Here is an 18,163-nt window from a genome sequence, read left to right on the forward strand (position 1 = left end):
AGTAGTTCTCAGTAGTAGTCTCGCTTTGCTTCAATGGGAGCGGTCTGCTAACTGGTGAGCAAGCCTTTTGACCCGAGCCGGTCTGACATCTGCGAACGTCAATTGGAACCAGGCCGGGTCTTCGGATTGTCAGAGCCTTGAGAGCCAACTCCCACGGACCCGATGGCTGACTGCCCAGCCACCATCAGTCGGACGGACAAATAGAGGTCTACGGCCAGATACAACCAGAGATATGCAACCTGTTCAACCCATACCAGGGCGCTGGAACGAATTCAGGACCGCCGGCTATACTCCCCTGTATTCGTCCGATGTTCTAGCACTGAGCATGTCAGCCACGTCCCCCTTGCGTCAATTCCGAATGTTGTAAAGGCGTCCTTGGTGTTGTAGAGCCACCGGTGCGTCTTTAGGCACGTGCTCCCAGACGGGCGGAAATCCTGCGTGCAGGGTTTAGGATCGGTCTAGGAGATGTCTTGCAGGTCAGCGAGCGACGGTGCCTGGCGCTCAATGTGTCCCTGACCCCGAGCAAGAAGCTACCTGCCGCGACTTCGCAAGGTGTGACGCAGGGCGGGCGCCTCTCGTATATTGGTTCTGTTTGAAAAGTGGATTGAGCGGATGAATGCTCCCGCGCCAAAAGTCTCGTTCGTGTCTCTGGGGTGCCCGAAGGCCCTGGTCGATTCCGAGCGCATCATCACCCAGCTTCGCGCCCAAGGTTACCAGCTGACTAAGGAGCATGATGGAGCCGACGTGGTCATCGTCAACACCTGCGGCTTCCTCGACAGTGCTAAGGCCGAGTCCCTGGAAGCCATTGGCGAGGCCATGGCCGAGAACGGCAAGGTCATCGTGACCGGCTGTATGGGTGCTGAGCCAGAACAGATCCGGGATCAGTTCCCTAACGTCCTGGCGATCACCGGCCCGCAGGCCTACGAATCCGTGGTCTCGGCCGTGCATCAGGCTGTGCCGCCTGCGCATGATCCCTTCGTCGACCTCGTGCCGCCCCAGGGCGTCAAGCTGACGCCGCGCCACTACGCCTATCTGAAAATCTCCGAGGGCTGCAACAACCGCTGCTCCTTCTGCATCATCCCCAAGCTGCGAGGCGACCTCGTCAGCCGCCCGATTAGTGACGTTCTGCGCGAGGCCGAGAAGCTTGCCAAGGCCGGCGTCAAGGAACTCCTGGTGATCTCACAGGATACCAGCGCCTACGGCCTCGACATCAAATACCAGCCGAGCTTGTGGAAGGACCGTGAGGTCCGTACCCGTTTTTTTGACCTCGCCAGGGAGCTGGGCGAACTCGGCATGTGGGTGCGCATGCACTATGTCTATCCCTACCCGCACGTGGACGAGGTCATTCCGTTGATGGCCGAGGGGAAGATCCTTCCATATCTCGACATTCCCTTCCAGCACGCCTCACCCAAGGTGCTGAAGTCCATGCGCCGCCCCGGCAACCAGGAGAAGACCCTGGAGCGCATCCACAAGTGGCGCGAGATCTGCCCGGATCTCGCTATTCGTTCGACCTTCATCGTAGGCTTCCCCGGTGAGACCGATGAGGACATGGACCTCCTGGTCCAATGGCTGAAGGACGCCAAGATCGACCGCGCCGGCTGTTTCCAGTATGAGCCGGTCCAGGGCGCGCCTGCCAACGACATCATCGGGGCAGTTCCGGCGGAGGTGAAGGAGGAGCGCTGGCATCGTTTCATGCAGACTCAGCAGAAGGTCAGCGCCAGGATTCTTAAGAGCAAGGTCGGCAAGACCCTGCCAGTCATCATTGACGAGGCCGGCGCCACGGTTGCCACTGGCCGCACCAAGTATGATGCGCCCGAGATTGATGGTGTCGTCTATGTGGCCTCGAAGACGCCGCTGAAGCCGGGTGAGATCGTCAATGTGGCAATCGAAAGCTCGGACGAGTACGACCTGCACGGGGCGGTCGTCTGAGGCCCCTGCCCTTCATGTCCTATTAGTATGAGCGCTGCTGAGGATCCGAATGCCGGCAGCGCCCATGATGTCGTCTTGAGCCCTGGCAAGGGATCCATCCGTGCCGATTGCCCGCGAGGCGTCCTCGATTACATAAGTCTCGAACCCGGCAGAAGCCGCATCGGGAGCTGTCCAGGCGACGCAGAAATCGAGTGCCAGCCTTGCGCAGAAAACCCTGCGGAACCCGCCCTCCCTAAAATAGCCCTCCAGGCCCGTGGGGGGTTGCCGGTCCGCTTCCTTGAAGCCGGAATAGCTGTCGATCCCGGCATTATCGCCTTTGCGAATGATGGAGCTGGGCATGGGGAATGTCGAGGTCTCGCGCGATCTCGGCGCCGGGCGTGCCCTTTACTCAGTGATCAGGCCAGAAACTGGGGGCCATAGTGAAGATCGATCATCTCGGAGGGCTGCCTGTCAGGATGCCTTGAAGCGAAGGACGCATGGCCTTTTGGGTGCCAGTCCTGTGTCAGAACCACATGGCGGAAGGCTCTTGCAAGGCGGTTGATCGGTGCGATGGCGGCATCGCCATCGGGCACCGCGAGTGCGCCGCTCGGAAGAAAATCGGCCTGTAAGTCCACAACAATGAGCACATCGCCCTCGACTGGCTTGATCGCCATCTGATCCTCCTGGCCCATGTCTTTGCGTGAATATAGAGGCAGTGACAAAAAGGGCAGCCGGTCTCCCGACTGCCCCGTTATGGCGAGATAAGCGCAGGATTATTGTGGGATCTTGTCCTCAATGCCCTTCACGTAGAAGTTCATGCCGAGCACCTGCTCGTCGGAGAGAGCACCCTGCCCCTTGCACTCGATCTCCTTGCCGTCCTGGCCGATGACCGGGCACTTGAAAGGATTGAGCTGGCCGGACTTGATGGCGGCTTCGGTGTCCTGCGCAAGCTTCTTCACGTCATCGGGCATGTTCTTGTAAGGCGACATGACGACCATATGAGCGTTGATGCCACCCCAGGTGTCTTCCGACTTCCAGGTGCCGTCGAGAACGGCCTTCGTGCGGGCAACGTAGTAATCGGACCAGTTATCGACGATGGCGGTGAGCTGAGCCTTGGGAGCGAAGCGCTCCATGTCGGAAGCCTGGCCGAAGCCGAACTTGCCGCGGGCCTCGGCGGCCTGGATCGGAGCTGGGCTGTCCGTGTGCTGAGCCAGCATGTCGACGCCTTGGTCGAGGAGCGCCTTCGCGGCGTCGCCTTCCTTCGCCGGGTCATACCAGGTGTTGGCGAACACGATCTTGATCTTAACGCTCGGGTTCACTGACTGGGCGCCGAGGTAGAAGGCGTTGATACCAGCGATCACTTCCGGGATCGGGAAGGCGCCCACATAGCCGATAGTGCCCGACTTGGTCATCTTGCCGGCGATCTGGCCGATGATGTAGCGGCCCTCGTGGAACTTCGCCGCGTAGGTGGCGAGGTTTGGAGCGCGCTTGAAGCCAGTGGCGTGCTCGAACTTGATGTTCGGGTACTTCTTGGCGACCTTGAGGGTCGGCTCCATGAAGCCGAAGGAGGTCGTGAAGATCAGATCGTGGCCCGTACGGGCCAGCTGCTCGATGGCGCGCTCGGAATCGGCCTCCGGCACGCTTTCAACGAACGTGGTCGTGACCTTGCCAGGAAAGGCCTTTTCGATCGCCTGACGGCCCTGATCGTGCTGATAGCTCCAACCGTGATCTCCGACCGGGCCTACATAGATGAAGCCGACCTTGACTTTGTCCTTCGGCTGCGCAACCGCGCCGCTGGCCGAGAGGGCCAGGACGGTTGCGCCCACTAGGGCGCCAAAGATTTTTGCTGAAAACATGCTCGTTCCCTCGAGGTTAGATTTCCAATATTCCGTCGCAGGTCTGAAGCGTTCTGGCAAGAATTCCCCTGCCTACACTTTGGTCAGATTAACATCCCTTTGCTCACCGGTCAGGCACGAAGGGCACGCCTAAGGATCCGGGCGCTCCGATGGCCCGGCCATGCCGAATAGAGAGGAGCAGCAGGGCCAGGATCGTCGCCAGATAGGGCACCGCCGATAGCACCTGCGACGGCACCCCGAACTGGGCCGCCTGGGCATGGAGCTGCAGCACCGTCGCAGCGCCGAAGATATAGGCGCCAACCAGAACCCAACCGGGACGCCAGGCGGCGAAAACCACGAGCGCAAGGGCGATCCAGCCCCGTCCCGCAGTCATTCCCGGCGACCAGAAGCGGGTATAGACGAGGGCCAGATAGGCGCCTGCCAGGCCCGCACAGGCGCCGCCGAACAGGATGGCCCAGAAGCGCACCCGCCATACCGGCAACCCGAGCGCATTGGCCGAGGTATGGTTCTCACCGATGGACCGCAGTGTGAGGCCCGACCTAGTGCGCATGAGGTAGAGGCCCACCAGGATCGTCAGCACGATTGAGGCATAGACGAAAAGGTCCTGTTCGAAGAACAGGCGGCCGATGACAGGGATATCGCTCAATCCTGGAATATCGATTGGCGCCACAGGGTCGCGCCTTGCGCCGACGAACGGAGCGCCAATGAGGCCTGACAGGCCAAGCCCCAGGATGGTGAGCGCAAGGCCCGAACCGGTCTGGTTTGCGGCAAAGCCCAGAACAAGCAGCGCAAAGAGCGCTGCCATGAGGGCGCCGGCCAGCATACCGGCAACCACGCCAATGAGCGTGGAATCGAAGGTCACGGCCGCGGCGAAGCTGCAGGCAGCTCCCATCACCATCATGCCCTCGACACCGAGGTTCAGGACGCCGGAGCGCTCCGTCACGAGCTCGCCGAGAGCCGCGATCAGAAGCGGCGTGGAGGCGGTGACGATGGTGAGGAGAATGGCTTCGAAAGTGGTCATCTGCCACCTCCCCGTGTCACGAAGCGAATGCGATAGCTAACCATGGCATCGGCCGCGAGCACGCATAGCAGCAGGATGCCCTGGAACGCCTGGGTGAGATCGAGCGGCAGCTTGAGCATGATCTGCGCGCTCTCTCCACCGATGAAGGTGAGAGCGACAACAAGTGACGCAACCAGGATTCCGATGGGGTTGAGGCGCCCCAGGAACGCGACCGTAATCGCTGTAAAGCCATAGCCTGGAGAGATCGAGGGCTGAAGCTGACCGATCTGCCCCGATACTTCCGAGATGCCGGCTAATCCGGCCAGCCCACCGGAAATCGCGAAGACCGCAAGAGTTGTCGCCTTGGAGTTGAATCCGGCGAAGCGGGCCGCACGAGGGGCATCGCCCGTCAGCTTCAGGCGGTAACCGAACAAGGTTCGTCCCAACACGATGACTGTGACCAGGACGGCAATGCCTGCAAACACGGCCCCGTAATGCACACGGCCACCCTCCAGGATAGGATGGAGCGTCGCCGAGGGATCGAAGGTTACCGATTGCGGGAAGTTGAAACCCTTCGGATCGCGCCAGGGCCCGCGGACGAGATAATCGAGGATCAGCTGCGCCACATAGACCAGCATGAGGCTGGTGAGGATTTCGTTGACGCCGAAGCGGGTCTTCAGGAAGGCTGGAATCAGGCCCCAGAGTGCGCCGCCAATGATGCCGAGGAGCACCATGAGCGGCAGCAGCCAGGCGCCTGCATCGGTGCCATGTGTCCGGAGCGCGAGCCAGCCCCCAAGCACCGCCCCGATCACATACTGCCCCTCGGCGCCAATGTTCCAGAGATTGGCGCGAAAGCAATAAGACAGACCGATGGCGATGAGCGCCATGGGTGTCGCCTTCACAAGAAGTTCCTGGAGGGACCAGGGATCACTCAGGGGCTGGAGGACATAAACATCGAACGCCGCGATGGGAGAACGGCCCATGAGCCAGATCACGAAGCCCGCGATCAGGAAGGCCGTGATGAAGGCTGCAACCGACGCGAAGATGCGCATCACCGTGGGCGAGTTGGTGCGTGGCGTCAGCTCAAACCGCATGGGCGCCTCCCTGAGCCTGAGCAACGCCGAGCATTTCAAGACCCACGGCTTCCTTGGTCCATTCGCCGATAGGTCTTAGCGGGCTCAAAGTGCCCTGGTGGATCACAGCCATTCGGTCCGCTACTTCAAACAATTCATCAAGATCCTGGCTGATGACCACTACAGCGCTGCCCTCCCGCGCCAGATCGACCAGAGCTTGGCGGATGAGGCGGGCTGCGCCCGCATCGACTCCCCAGGTCGGCTGATCGACGATGATGAGCTTAGGGCGCCGGATGATCTCGCGACCGATGACGAATTTCTGGAGGTTGCCACCCGAGAGCTTGCGCGCCTGTGGGTCTCCTTCGGGCGTGCGTACGTCGAAGCCTTGGACGATGGACCTTGCAACCCGCCTGGCGGCATTCATCAAGATGAAGCCGGACCGGCTCACCTCGGTGGCAGCGTGAGAGATCAAGGTGTTCTCGCTCAGACTATGGGTCGGAGCAGCCGCATGACCCAGCCGCTCCTCCGGCACGAAAGCAGCCCCAAGGCGTCTACGTGCATCGATCCCCATGGCGCCTGAGAGCTTGCCGTTGATGGCAATGGACTCAGGGTGATCTGCAAGGCGCTCACCTGACAGCGCGGCAAAGAGTTCGCTCTGGCCGTTACCCGCAACTCCGGCAATGCCGACGACCTCGCCGGCCCGCGCCACGAGGTTGATATCGCGCAAGGCCTGTCCGTGCAGGCCAGCGGGTGTCATCGACAGGTTCGACACCCTGAGTGTCTCCCCTTGCGGATGATGCGGCGCGTCGGTGCGGATATCGCCCACAGCGTTGCCGACCATTAGGGCCGCGATCTCGCGGGCGCTGCTTGCCCGCGGATCGATGGTCGCCACCACCCGCCCTGCCCGCAGGATGGTGGCGCGGCGGCAGAGGCGGCGCACCTCCTCCAGCTTGTGGGATATGTAGAGGATCGAGCAGCCCTCTTCCGAGAGTCTGTCGAGCGTCGTGAAGAGGTGCTCGGCCTCCTGCGGCGTGAGCACCGAGGTCGGTTCGTCGAGAATGAGCAGGCGTGGATTCTGGAGCAGGCATCGGACGATCTCGATGCGCTGTCGCTCGCCGGCAGACAGGGTCCAGACGGCCCGGTCCGCATCGAGCGCCAAGCCATAGGTTCGGCTGATCTCGCCAAGCTTGTCTCTAACGGTGGAGAGGCTCCAATCGTCGGAGAGCGCCACGGCGATGTTCTCCGCCACGCTGAGCTCGTCGAACAGCGAGAAATGCTGGAATACCATGCCGAGGCCAAGAGACCGCGCCTCCACCGGCGAGGCGATGGTGATGGGTTGGCCCTCCCAGCGGATTTCACCCGCGCTCGGCTCGATCACGCCATACAGGATCTTTACCAGAGTCGACTTGCCGGCCCCGTTCTCGCCCAGGAGCGCGTGGATCTCACCCGGCTCTATCGACAGATCGATCTCGTCATTTGCCAGAAGATCGCCGTAACGTTTGCTGATCCCTTTAAGTTCGACGAGGGGCGGCCCCGAGGGTGGTACGTCTGCCTTCACACAAGCGTCTCTGACTTAAAGGTTGAAGCCGGGTCGGAATCTGCACATGAATAACGCCCAGTACGGAACGTAGAAGTCGCCGCACCGGTTCGTCATTCTTTGTAGCCGATCATAGGGATGCGGCGCACTGGTCGGCAATGGCGAATCCATGGTTTATTGTGAGTCCGCTCCCCGTCCACAAAAATGGTGAAGAGGCAGGCCTTTGACCGAGAGCACCTATAACATCGCCGTTGTCGGCGCCGGGGCTGTTGGCTTGAGTGCGGCTCTGGCCTTTGCCCGTGACGGCTTCAGGACCGTTCTGGTCGGGGGGCTCGATGCGCGCCGGGATGGCCGCACGGTCGCCCTCCTCAACGGCTCGGTCCGCTTTTTGGAGGCCCTCGGCGCTTGGCCCATAATCGTCAGGGAGTCGGCGCCGCTCGAGACCATGCGGATCGTCGACGACACCGGCAGCCTGTTCCGCCCACCGCCGGCGTCCTTCCGGGCCGGTGAGATCGGCCTGGATGCCTTCGGCTGGAACGTGGAGAACGCCACTCTGGTCGAGAAGCTGGCTGAGGCAGCGCGTGCTTGCGAGAACCTGACCCAGGTACAGGACTTTGCAACCGGCTTCGAAGTGGACGGGACCGGAGCCACCCTCACCCTGGCCGATGGTGGGACCATCAAGGCGAGCCTTGTCGTTGCCGCGGATGGGCGCAATTCCAAACTGCGCCAGATCGCTGGTATCGGGAACGAGACATGGTCCTACCCGCAATCTGCCGTGACCGTCATCCTCGCTCATGACCGGGATCATCGGGAGACCTCGACCGAGTTTCACACCCGCCACGGGCCCTTCACCTTGGTTCCCCTGCCCGGCAGGCGCTCGAGCCTCGTCTGGGTAACGAGCAAGGCAGAGGCCGAACGCCTGTCGCAGCTTGACGATTCAGCCCTCGCGCTCGCCATCGAACGGCAGGCCCAGTCTCATCTCGGGGCGATGCGCATCGACGGCCCACGCGGTCTCGTGCCGATGACCGGCCTCTCGGTGAACCGCTACTGGTCGGCGCGCCTCGCCCTGGTGGGCGAAGCCGCCCATGTGTTCCCGCCCATCGGGGCGCAGGGTCTCAATCTCGGCTTCCGCGATGCGGCCTCGTTGAGGGACGCGGTTCTGGACGGGCAAAAGGCGGGCTGGGATCTAGGATCGGAGGAAACCTTAAGCCGCTACCAGCGCGGCCGCGATCTCGACGTCCGCCTGCGCACCGCTGCCGTGGACGGGCTGAACCGCACCCTCCTCACCGGCATGATGCCGACGGACTTCCTCCGGGGCGCCGGTCTGCTGGCGCTCAGCAATATCGGCCCCCTACGCCGGATCGTCATGCGCGAGGGCGTGCTGCCGCAAGTAGGCACACCGCGCCTGATGCAGGGCGCCTCGCCGGCTTAAGGAAAGAGGTCGTACGGCACGGCACCCGTCTTGGTGGTGATGTAGAGAATGCCGGTCAGTGTCAGCATCGAGACCAGCGTTCCGATGAGCACGCAGGCCGAGGCTCGCTCCACGCCTACATTGTACTGGGTCGAGATGACGAAGATGTTCAGGGCCGGCGGCAGCGCCGCCATGATGATCGCCGCATAGGTCCAGGCTGGGCCGAAATCCCCCAGGGCCGAGAGCACCACCCAGACAAGCAGCGGGTGGAGGATCAGTTTGATGAAGACCAAGACCGGCACCTCCCCCGGCATCTGCCGCAGCGGCCTCGAGGCTACCGTGACACCGAGGATGAACAGGGCGCAGGGCGCGGCGGCTCCAGAGAGCCAGGTGACGATCTGATCGGCAGCCTGCGGCAGCTTGAGATGCAGGTAGCTTGCCGCAACGCCGATGGCTGTTGCGACATTGAACGGGTGGGTCACGACCCGCCAGACGATCCTGCGGATCGTGGCCGACAGGCTCAGCTTCTCCACGCCGGCCAGGGACATGAGCAGCGGCACGACCGAGAAAAGGAACAGGTTGTCGAAGACGAAGATCAGCACCACCGGAGCGCTGGCGGAGGCGCCGATCGCCGCCAGGATGAGCGGCGGTCCCATATAGCCGATATTGGAATAGGATCCGGCAACGCCCTGCATCACCGATTGCGGCAGCTCCCTCGTGTAGCGCCAGCCGGTCGCGAAGGAGAGCGCAAAGGCGCAGAAGGTCGAGAAGGTCGTGGCCAGAATGAAGGGCCAATTCGCCAGCTCATCCAGGGGCTTGTCGGCGATGAGCCTATAGAACAGGCAAGGCAGTGCAACGTAAATGAGGAAGAATTGCATCCAGGCGAGCCCGGCCTCCGGCTGCTTGACCACCTTGCCGCAGAGGAAGCCAAGTCCGATGAGGCCGAAGAAGGGGGCGAGCAGGTTGAACAGCCCGATCAGGTCGGACATGGGCGGCTCCAGGCAGAGGGTCTAGGCGGATGCGGGCGTGATGGTCTCTTTGGCAAGGTTCCAACCTTGCGGCAATCCCACCTACCGGAAGGGCCCTAGTCCTAAAATGCAGGGCTGGGCAAGACATCTTCCGATCTCTCGATCGTGAGGTGGGCAGGTTTGGAGATTCCTGCCCGGATGTTTATATGAGGGTTCAGGAGTTAAGACCATGAAAGCGAGTTTAGCCAAATTCGCGATCGGCCAAGTGGTTCGGCACCGGGTATTCGACTTCAGGGGCATCATTTTCGATGTCGACCCCGAATTCGACAACACGGAAGAATGGTGGCTTTCCATCCCCGAGGATGTGAGGCCCCACAAAGACCAGCCGTTTTATCACCTCTTCGCCGAGAATGCGGAAACCGAATATATCGCCTATGTCTCCGAGCAGAACCTTCTGCCCGACGAGTCAGGCGAGCCGTTGCGCAACCCGATGATCGGCGAGATGTTCACCCGCCAGAAGAACGGCACCTACAGGGCCCATCCAATTCTGGCAAATTGAGATTAAGTGCAGAAAAAGAAAACGCCGGGCTCATGGCCCGGCGTTTCTGTTTGGTGAAGCCCTTTAGCCTTAAGGCTTGGGAGCAGCCTGCGCGGCCGGAGCGGCTGCGCCTGGAGCGGCAGGGGCAGGAGCGCCCGGTGCACCGGCGGCGCCGTTCAGCATGCGCTGGCGCATCTCCTCGCTCTTTTTCTGCAGTTCTTCCTGCAGCTTCTTCTGCTGCTCCTCGAGCACCTTCGGGTCGATCGGCGGGCCGTCGAACGACTTGCCGAAGCCGGCGGCTGGGACGGCGAACGTAATCTCGCGGCCCATCTGGTTCTGGACGCTGACGTTAAGGTTGGCGCCCTTCTTAAGGGAGGCGATGAAGTCGTCCTTCACCTGGGCCTCGGCGAAGCAGCCGTTGGGCAGGCACATGACGTAACGGCCGGCGACCGCCTGGCCTTGATCGACCGTGAAGCGCAGGCCAGGCTGCAGGAGCAGGCCGAGCGGCATCACGAAGCGCACGACCTTCTGCGGCTGCTGGCCCTTTACGTCATAGACGGCAAGCGCGAGAACCGGCTGGCCCTGATCCGACACGAAGTCGCGGGTAGTGTAGCAGATCTCGGTCTTGGTGTTCTGGTCAGTGCCGCAGACCTTGGTCCACTCCGGCTGGGAAGGCTCGGCCTTCACCTGCACGACCGTGGGACCGGCATTCTGCTGCTGTTGAGCGCCCTGAACCGCAGCCCCCGGGACGGTAGGACGTGCCGGCTGAGTGGCAGGAGCAGCCGGAGGTGCGGCGGGACGTGCCGGCTGTGCTGCCGGAGCAGCCGGGCGCTGGGCCGGAGCTGTCTGAGCCGGAGCAGGTTGAGCTGGAGCGGTCTGAGCCAGAACAGGTGCGCTCACCAGCACGGCCAGAGCTGTTGCCAGGCCACGGGTCCCCCCCAGGCTCGCGAAGCGGGTCGCGAAAGACATATCGTTAGATCCTCTTTAGTCGAAAGGTCGGCTCTCGAAGTGGCCGTTTATCCGGCGCATTCTTAACCTGTGATGACGTGGTCAAATCCTTGCCCAATGTGGCGAAGACAAGACGCGTGGCGCTCCTTTAACCTTTCACGTGGTAGGTTTCCAGTCACCCCGGGCAAAATTCTGTACAACATTGCTCAGGTGAAAATTGGCATCGGGAGAGCCATGGGCCGCTGGCTAGTAACGAATCTGCTGTTTTCGGCTGCTTTTGCCCTCATGACCTTCGGTGCTGTCGCGGAGGGAACACCGCCACTGCGGCATGGCATCGCGATGCATGGCGAGCCTGCGCTCGCACCCGGCTTCGAGCACCTGCCCTACGCCAACCCTCAAGCTCCGAAAGGCGGACGAATCACGCTCGCCCTGCAGGGCACCTTCGACAGCCTCAATCCATTGATCGTCCTGGGCGTCGCGCCGGACGTAGTGCCGCGCTACGTGCTCCAGCCCCTCATGATGCGCTCCGCCGACGAGCCCTTCACGATCTACGGCCTTCTCGCCCGGGCCATTGAGATGCCCGAGGACCGGAGCTCCATCACCTTCCACCTCGATCCCCGCGCCCGTTTTTCAGACGGGCATTCGCTCACGGCCGAGGACGTGCGCTTCTCCTTCGAGATGCTGAAGAGATACGGCAAGCCGTTCCATCGGTCGAGCTTCGGGCATGTAAGGGCTGTAGAGATCCTCGATCCGCATCGCATCAGGTTCGACCTCTCAGGCTCGAACGACCGTGAACTGCCGCTCCTGATCGGGATGATGACGGTGTTTCCGGCTCACGCCACCAATCCGGAGACTTTCGACAAGACCAGTCTGACCCCGCCTGTCGGCTCGGGGCCTTATGTTATCAGCGAGGTAAAGCCCGGGGAACGGGTGGTGCTGACCCGGCGCAAGGATTATTGGGGCGAAGACCTGCCCATCACCCGCGGCCTGTATAATTTCGACGAGATCCGCTACGATTTCTATCGCGACGCCAACACGTTGTTCGAGGCTTTTAAGGCGGGACTTTACGATTTCAGAATCGAGGGCGATCCGGGTCAATGGACCACCGGCTACGGCATTCCCGCCGTCAGGAGCGGGCAGGTCGTTCGAGAAACAATGGCGACCCGGCTACCCAAGGGAATGAACGGCTTCGTCTTCAACACTCGCAAGCCGCTCTTCAGCGACGTGAGGGTGCGCGAGGCCGTGAGCTACCTGTTCGACTTCGACTGGGTGAACCGCAATCTCTTCTTCGGGCAACTCACCCGCTCCAACAGTTACTTCTCCGGTTCGGATCTTGCCTCCACCGGGAGGCCTGCAGATGCACGCGAGCGTATGTTGCTGGCAGAATCTCAGTCGCCTCTAAGGGACGACATCCTCGAAGGCCGCTGGGAGCCGCCGACGAGCGACGGTTCAGGTCGGGATCGGGATATGGCCCGCAAGGCGCTCACCCTTCTGGCGGATGCCGGTTGGGTGCTCGAAGGCGATATCCTGCGGAAGAAGGCGACAGGCGAGTTCTTCACCTTCGAGTTGCTGGTCAATTCCCGCTCGCAGGAACGACTTGGCCTCAACTTCTCGCAGTCCTTAAGTCGAATCGGCATTCAGGCGCGGGTTCGCCTCGTTGACGACGTGCAGTATTGGCGGCGTCTGGCCCGATTCGACTTCGACATGGTCCAGTGGCTCTGGCCCGCATCGCTCTCGCCCGGAAACGAGCAGCGCAACCGTTGGGGCTCCGCCGCGGCGCAAAGGAGCGGATCCCATAACCACGCCGGGGTAGCCTCCCCGGCGATCGATCGCCTTATCGACGCACTGCTGGAAGCCAAGCGCCGGGAGGATTTTGTCTCGGCCGTCCGGGCCCTCGACCGCACCCTACTGTCGGGCTTCTATGTGGTTCCGCTGTTTTATCTGAAGGACCAATGGCTTGCCTACAGCAGCGACCTCAACAAGCCCGAGACCGTGCCGCTTATGGGGACCAACATCGATACTTGGTGGCGGAAGCCACACTGATCCACAGCGCTGGCCTAGGGCGCCTATTGTTGAGCTTCCATTCATGTAGACAATGAAACTAATGCCCTGCTTCGACGTTAGGTGAGTGCCTCCTGTCCCACTGTCGCGTCCAAATGCAGGGTATCGTCATGAACGCAATGCCGAAGGTCCTCGTTGTCGATAGCGGCGAGCGCGCCCCAGATGGCGCTCTATCCGTCGAACTGGCCGGCATGGGGTATGCGAGCGTGACCACGCCCTTCGAAGCTGCCGATGACGTTCTGGCGCTGATTCCGAGCCCGGCGGCCGTGGTGCTGCAGATGCCCCGCCATGCCGACTGGGCGGAGCGCAGGCGCTTCCTCGACCTGGCCCGCCGCCTGCGCAAGAACCTGGGCGAGAGCGGAACTCCAGTCATCATCACGGGCGGAGTCAGCGGAGCGGCCACGATGCTCCAGAACCAGCTCAGCGTCCGGGCCGTTGCCGCACCGGATCTCTAGCCTTTCAGAAGCCGGAAGGCCCCCTCTTCTGTTTTTGCCTCATCCTCGCTCGTCCTGAATAAGGCAGCTGTTCGCGGCCTTGCGCTGCCAAGCCCGTGGTAAACCGCAACCGTGCTGCCTGGCCCTCCCCCTGTATGGCCGCCGATCTTGAGACCTTCTGTCGTCGTACCAATCATGGTCCCGAGCCCATAACCGGGACTTTGCCAGGGTCGACCAGGTATGGGTCCTGGAAGCTCAAACGGAGCCAACATTTCTTGCAAGAGGTTGGGCCTCAACAAGCTGCCTGAAATCAGGTGGTCGAGCAGGAGCGCGGCGTCCAACACTCTTCCTACCAACAACCCATGATAAACCCAGCCTGGATGGTAGCCCTCTGCTGCCCCCATGGTGATGTGATCAAGATCCGAGCGCTCGCGTGCGATGTTTGCGGTCCCGATCCTGAGCGGCGCCAGGACAAGGCGCTGCAAGGCCGTGTTTAGGTCGCAGCCGGCCGTGGTCTCGATCAACCGGCCCACAACCAAATAGCCGACATTGGAGTAGTCCCACCCCTCGCCTGCCGGATAACGGAGTCGCTCTGCATTGAGCCGGTTGAGGATTTCCGGCACTGGCCAAGGATCGTCGCCGCGGCCGATAGCCTCATGGTAGGCGCGAAGGCCGCCGTAGTTTGTCAGTCCGGAGCGATGTTGGAGCAGATGCCTGAGTGTGTAAGGTTTGTCATTTACCGGCTCATCCAGACCGATGAGCCCATCCCGCACGAGCACAAGGGCTGCGGCGGCGAGAACCGTCTTCGTGAAGCTCCACCACGGTACGAGGCGGTCGGCGTCGCGGCCGTCGACCAAAGTGCCGTTCTCAACCAGAGCCCAGGCTTTGACCATCAGGCCGCCTTCTTCTCCGCGATCCGGGCAAGGCTGCGCAGGATCGTGGTGGCCGCCTTGATACGCTCGTCCGGCGTCTCGATGTCCCTGATGAACACGATCTTCATGTCAGGCCGCACCTTCGCGAACGAGGCCTGCTCCGTGACATAGGAGATGAGGCCGGTCGGGTTGGCGAAGGAATTGTCGCGGAACGAGATGATGATTCCCTTCGGGCCGCCATCCACCTTCTCCACGTTAGCGCGGCGGCAGAGAACCTTGATGGCCATGATCTTGAGAAGTTGATCGACCTCGGACGGTACTGCTCCGAACCGGTCGACCAGCTCCGCCCGGAAGGCATCGATCTCCTGGTCGGTCTCGAAGGTCGAGAGGCGGCGATAGAGGCCGAGGCGCAATTGCAGGTCGGAGATGTAGCTTTCCGGAATCATCACCGGCGCACCGACCGCGATGGTGGGCGACCACTGGTCCTCTGTCGGCTCCTCAATGCCGGCCTTGAGCTGCGCCACCGCCTCCTCCAGCATCTGCTGGTAGAGCTCGTAACCCACTTCCTTGATATGGCCCGACTGCTCCTCGCCGAGCAGGTTGCCCGCGCCGCGAATGTCCAGGTCGTGGGAGGCAAGCTGGAAGCCCGCGCCCAGCGTATCCAGAGTTTGCAGGACCTTGAGCCGACGCTCCGCCTGCACGGTCAGGGATTTGTTGGCCGGCACCGTGAACAGGGCATAGGCACGGGTCTTGGAGCGCCCGACACGACCACGCAGCTGGTAGAGCTGCGACAGGCCGAACATGTCCGCCCGATGGACAATCAACGTGTTGGCGGTGGGGATATCGAGCCCAGATTCCACAATGGTGGTGGAGAGCAGGATGTCGTACTTGCCCTCGTAGAATGCTGTCATGACATCCTCGAGCTGGCCCGCCGCCATCTGGCCGTGCGCCACCGCCACCTTCGCCTCCGGCACCTCCTTATCGAGAAATGACTTCACCTCGCCAAGATCGTCGAGGCGCGGCACTACGTAGAAGGCCTGTCCGCCCCGGTAGCGTTCACGAAGCAGCGCCTCACGGACAAGAAGCGGATCGAAGGGCGTAATGAAGGTGCGCACCGCCAAGCGGTCCACTGGCGGTGTGGTGATCAGCGACAGCTCGCGCACCCCCGTGAGTGCCAGCTGCAGGGTGCGTGGAATGGGTGTTGCCGAGAGGGTCAGCACATGGACCTCGGCGCGGAGTTCCTTCAGGCGCTCCTTGTGGGTCACGCCGAAATGTTGCTCCTCGTCGATGATGATGAGGCCGATATCCTTGAACTTGATCGCCTTGCCGAGGAGGGCATGGGTGCCGATGACGATGTCAACGGACCCGTCGGTCAGCCCCTCCTTGGTCTTCTTCATCTCGGCTGCTGGCACAAAGCGGGAGGCCTGGGCCACGTTGAGCGGCAGGCCGCGGAAGCGGTCGCAGAAAGTACGGTAGTGCTGGCGCGCCAGAAGGGTTGTGGGCACGACGACGGCCACCTGCTTGCCGCTCATGGCGGCCACGAAGGCAGCACGCAAGGCAACTTCCGTCTTGCCGAAGCCGACGTCGCCGCAGACGAGGCGATCCATGGGGCGACCGGAGCCCATGTCGTCGAGAACCGCCTCGATGGCATTTAGCTGGTCTTCGGTCTCGTCGTAGGGGAAACGGGCAGCGAACTCGTCGTAGAGGCCTTCAGGAGGCGTCAGGCGGGGGGCATCCTTGAGGATGCGGGCGGCGGCGATCTTCATGAGGGCGCCCGCCATCTCGCGGATGCGCTGCTTCATCCGGGCCTTGCGAGCCTGCCAAGCCCCGCCGCCGAGCCGGTCGAGTTGGACCTCCGTCTCCTCCGACCCGTAGCGGGTCAGGAGCTCGATGTTCTCGACTGGCAGGAACAGGCGGTCGCCGCCGGCATAATGCAGCTCGAGGCAATCATGCGGGGCGCCCGCCGCTTCGATGGTCTTGAGGCCTTCGAAGCGCCCAATGCCGTGATCCACATGGACCACGAGATCGCCGGGCGTCAGCGCTGCAACCTCGGTGAGGAAGTCCTGCGGTCGCTTCGACTTGCGCTTCTGGCGTACAAGCCGGTCGCCGAGGATGTCCTGCTCGCTGATGACCGCAAGATCGGCCGTCTCGAAGCCCGATTCCAGCGGCCAGATGCCGACCGGGATTTCGTTGCGCGGGTACGCCTGAGCATCCGAGAAACGGGCTATTGGCTTGGTCTGGCGCAGGTCGTGATCCTGCAGCACATGGCAAAGGCGTTCCCGAGAGCCTTCGGACCAGGCGCCCAGCATCACGCGCTTCTTGGCGGCCTGGAGGTCGCGAATATGGCCGATGACCGCCTCGAATACGTTGGCGTTTTCGTCCGCCCGCTCGGCGATGAAATTGCGCCCCTGGCGGACTTCGCAATCGATGACGAGACGGCCCGGCGCTTCCGGGATGGCAAAGGGTGTCAACCGGGCAAGCGGGAGGGAAGCGGTTCGATTCGACCACTCCTCCGGCTCGAAGTAAAGCGCATCTGGCGGCAAAGGGCGGTACGGCGCAACGCCCGCTTGGTTCTGGCCCATGCCGTCTCGCCGTGCGTCGTAATAATCCTTGACCTGGGAGAGTCGCTCGGCGGCCGCATCGTCCGCCAAGGCATCGAACACTACCGGAATGCCAGGAAGGTAGTCGAAGAGCGTGTCGAGATGATCGTGGAACAGCGGCATCCAATGCTCGAGGCCAGGATAGCGCCGTCCTTCGCTGATGGCTTCATACAGCCGGTCGTCGCGAGTGGGTGCCCCGAAAGCCGCCACATAGGCCTGCCGGAAGCGCTTGATGGTCTCGGTGGTCAGCTGCACCTCGCTCATGGGGACAAGGTCGAGGGAGCGCAGAGTGCCGACTGTGCGCTGGGTCTCCGGATCGAAGGCGCGGATCGATTCCAGGGCGTCGCCGAAGAAGTCGAGGCGAACCGGGTTAGGCAGTCCTGCCGGGAAGAGGTCGATGATGCCGCCGCGAACGGCGTATTCGCCCGTGTCGCGCACGGTCCCGGTGCGGAGAAAGCCATTGGCCTCCAGCCAATTGACCAGCTGGGTCGTGTCCACCACGTTGCCGGGCGCGGCCGAGAAGGTCTCAGCTGCGATGCGGCCCCTTGGCGGCACGCGCTGGACGAGGGCGTTCACCGTCGTCGAGAGGATGCGCGGCTTGTCCTCCGAGGTCTTGGAGCGGGCGAGCCGTGCGAGCGTCGTCATGCGCTGCGCTGTAATGGCCGAATTAGGAGATACACGATCATAGGGCTGACAATCCCAGGCCGGGAAGGTCAGAATCTCGATTTCGGGAGCGATGAAGCCGAGACTGCTGGCGAAATTCTGCTGCCGCTGCCCATCGCGGGCCACGTGGACCAGAACGGCCGGACCCTCGACCTGCCCAGAGAGGCCGCGCGCGAGATCGGCGACGGCCAGCGCATCGAAGCCGTCAGGAACGCCCGACAAGGTGAGGCTTTGCCCCATTTTAAGGGCATCAAGGGCGCGGGTCAGGACAGGCTTCATGGTCAAATGTCAGGT

General features: G+C 62.4%; 13 protein-coding genes and 1 pseudogene. 5 read left to right on the forward strand and 9 right to left on the reverse strand.

Translation table 11 applies throughout. The features are described from left to right. The first annotated feature begins 612 nt into the window (after positions 1-612). Positions 613-1,929, forward strand: coding sequence for a 30S ribosomal protein S12 methylthiotransferase RimO (gene rimO, locus I2H36_RS16025; protein ID WP_196264913.1), 1,317 nt, complete (start codon positions 613-615; stop codon positions 1,927-1,929). Between the two features lie 12 nt (positions 1,930-1,941). Here the strand turns inward: rimO and I2H36_RS20530 are convergent. The 5 genes and pseudogenes from I2H36_RS20530 to I2H36_RS16050 form a co-directional block, all read right to left on the reverse strand. Next, positions 1,942-2,582, reverse strand: a pseudogene (locus I2H36_RS20530) (nicotinamidase). 99 nt (positions 2,583-2,681) lie between these two features. Beyond that, a complete protein-coding gene (locus I2H36_RS16035) occupies positions 2,682-3,764 on the reverse strand; it encodes a BMP family ABC transporter substrate-binding protein (RefSeq protein ID WP_196264914.1) in 1,083 nt (360 codons plus the stop codon). Positions 3,765-3,867: 103 nt separating this feature from the next. Next, on the reverse strand, positions 3,868-4,785 hold the full coding sequence (locus I2H36_RS16040; RefSeq protein WP_196264915.1) for an ABC transporter permease: 918 nt from the start codon (positions 4,783-4,785) through the stop codon (positions 3,868-3,870). Beyond that, positions 4,782-5,858: an ABC transporter permease gene (locus tag I2H36_RS16045; protein WP_196264916.1), complete on the reverse strand. Its 1,077-nt coding sequence runs from the start codon at positions 5,856-5,858 to the stop codon at positions 4,782-4,784. Before I2H36_RS16045 ends, I2H36_RS16040 begins: the two co-directional genes overlap by 4 nt. Next, entirely contained in the window at positions 5,848-7,395 is a 1,548-nt protein-coding gene (locus tag I2H36_RS16050) for an ATP-binding cassette domain-containing protein (RefSeq protein ID WP_196264917.1), read from the reverse strand. The genes I2H36_RS16045 and I2H36_RS16050 overlap by 11 nt, the downstream gene beginning before the upstream one ends. A 202-nt stretch (positions 7,396-7,597) precedes the next feature. Between I2H36_RS16050 and I2H36_RS16055 the strand changes: the two genes are divergently transcribed. Further along, positions 7,598-8,806, forward strand: coding sequence for a UbiH/UbiF family hydroxylase (locus I2H36_RS16055; RefSeq protein WP_196264918.1), 1,209 nt, complete (start codon positions 7,598-7,600; stop codon positions 8,804-8,806). Here I2H36_RS16055 and I2H36_RS16060 read toward each other — a convergent pair. Further along, positions 8,803-9,774, reverse strand: a complete 972-nt coding sequence (locus I2H36_RS16060) for an AEC family transporter (protein WP_196264919.1) — start codon at positions 9,772-9,774, stop codon at positions 8,803-8,805. The genes I2H36_RS16055 and I2H36_RS16060 overlap by 4 nt on opposite strands. A 208-nt stretch (positions 9,775-9,982) precedes the next feature. Here I2H36_RS16060 and hspQ point away from each other — a divergent pair, with 208 nt between their 5' ends. Further along, complete coding sequence (gene hspQ, locus I2H36_RS16065; RefSeq protein WP_196264920.1) at positions 9,983-10,312, forward strand: heat shock protein HspQ; 330 nt, start codon at positions 9,983-9,985, stop codon at positions 10,310-10,312. Between the two features lie 69 nt (positions 10,313-10,381). Here hspQ and I2H36_RS16070 read toward each other — a convergent pair whose 3' ends face one another. Beyond that, the gene (locus I2H36_RS16070; protein ID WP_196264921.1) at positions 10,382-11,260 is read right to left on the reverse strand and encodes an invasion associated locus B family protein; all 879 of its coding nucleotides are present in this window, start codon (positions 11,258-11,260) and stop codon (positions 10,382-10,384) included. 213 nt (positions 11,261-11,473) lie between these two features. Here I2H36_RS16070 and I2H36_RS16075 point away from each other — a divergent pair, with 213 nt between their 5' ends. Both I2H36_RS16075 and I2H36_RS16080 read left to right on the forward strand, forming a co-directional pair. Then, entirely contained in the window at positions 11,474-13,282 is a 1,809-nt protein-coding gene (locus I2H36_RS16075; protein WP_196264922.1) for an extracellular solute-binding protein, read from the forward strand. A gap of 128 nt (positions 13,283-13,410) precedes the next feature. Beyond that, entirely contained in the window at positions 13,411-13,755 is a 345-nt protein-coding gene (locus I2H36_RS16080; protein WP_196264923.1) for a hypothetical protein, read from the forward strand. On the opposite strand, the gene I2H36_RS16085 is transcribed toward I2H36_RS16080, so the two are convergent. After that, positions 13,752-14,627: a serine hydrolase domain-containing protein gene (locus I2H36_RS16085; protein ID WP_196264924.1), complete on the reverse strand. Its 876-nt coding sequence runs from the start codon at positions 14,625-14,627 to the stop codon at positions 13,752-13,754. The two genes, I2H36_RS16080 and I2H36_RS16085, sit on opposite strands and share 4 nt — an antisense overlap. Beyond that, positions 14,627-18,148, reverse strand: a complete 3,522-nt coding sequence (gene mfd / locus I2H36_RS16090) for a transcription-repair coupling factor (RefSeq protein WP_196264925.1) — start codon at positions 18,146-18,148, stop codon at positions 14,627-14,629. Before mfd ends, I2H36_RS16085 begins: the two co-directional genes overlap by 1 nt. Positions 18,149-18,163 lie beyond the last annotated feature (15 nt).

The sequence above is a fragment of the Microvirga terrestris genome, assembly GCF_015694425.1.
In the GTDB taxonomy this organism is placed as follows: domain Bacteria; phylum Pseudomonadota; class Alphaproteobacteria; order Rhizobiales; family Beijerinckiaceae; genus Microvirga; species Microvirga terrestris.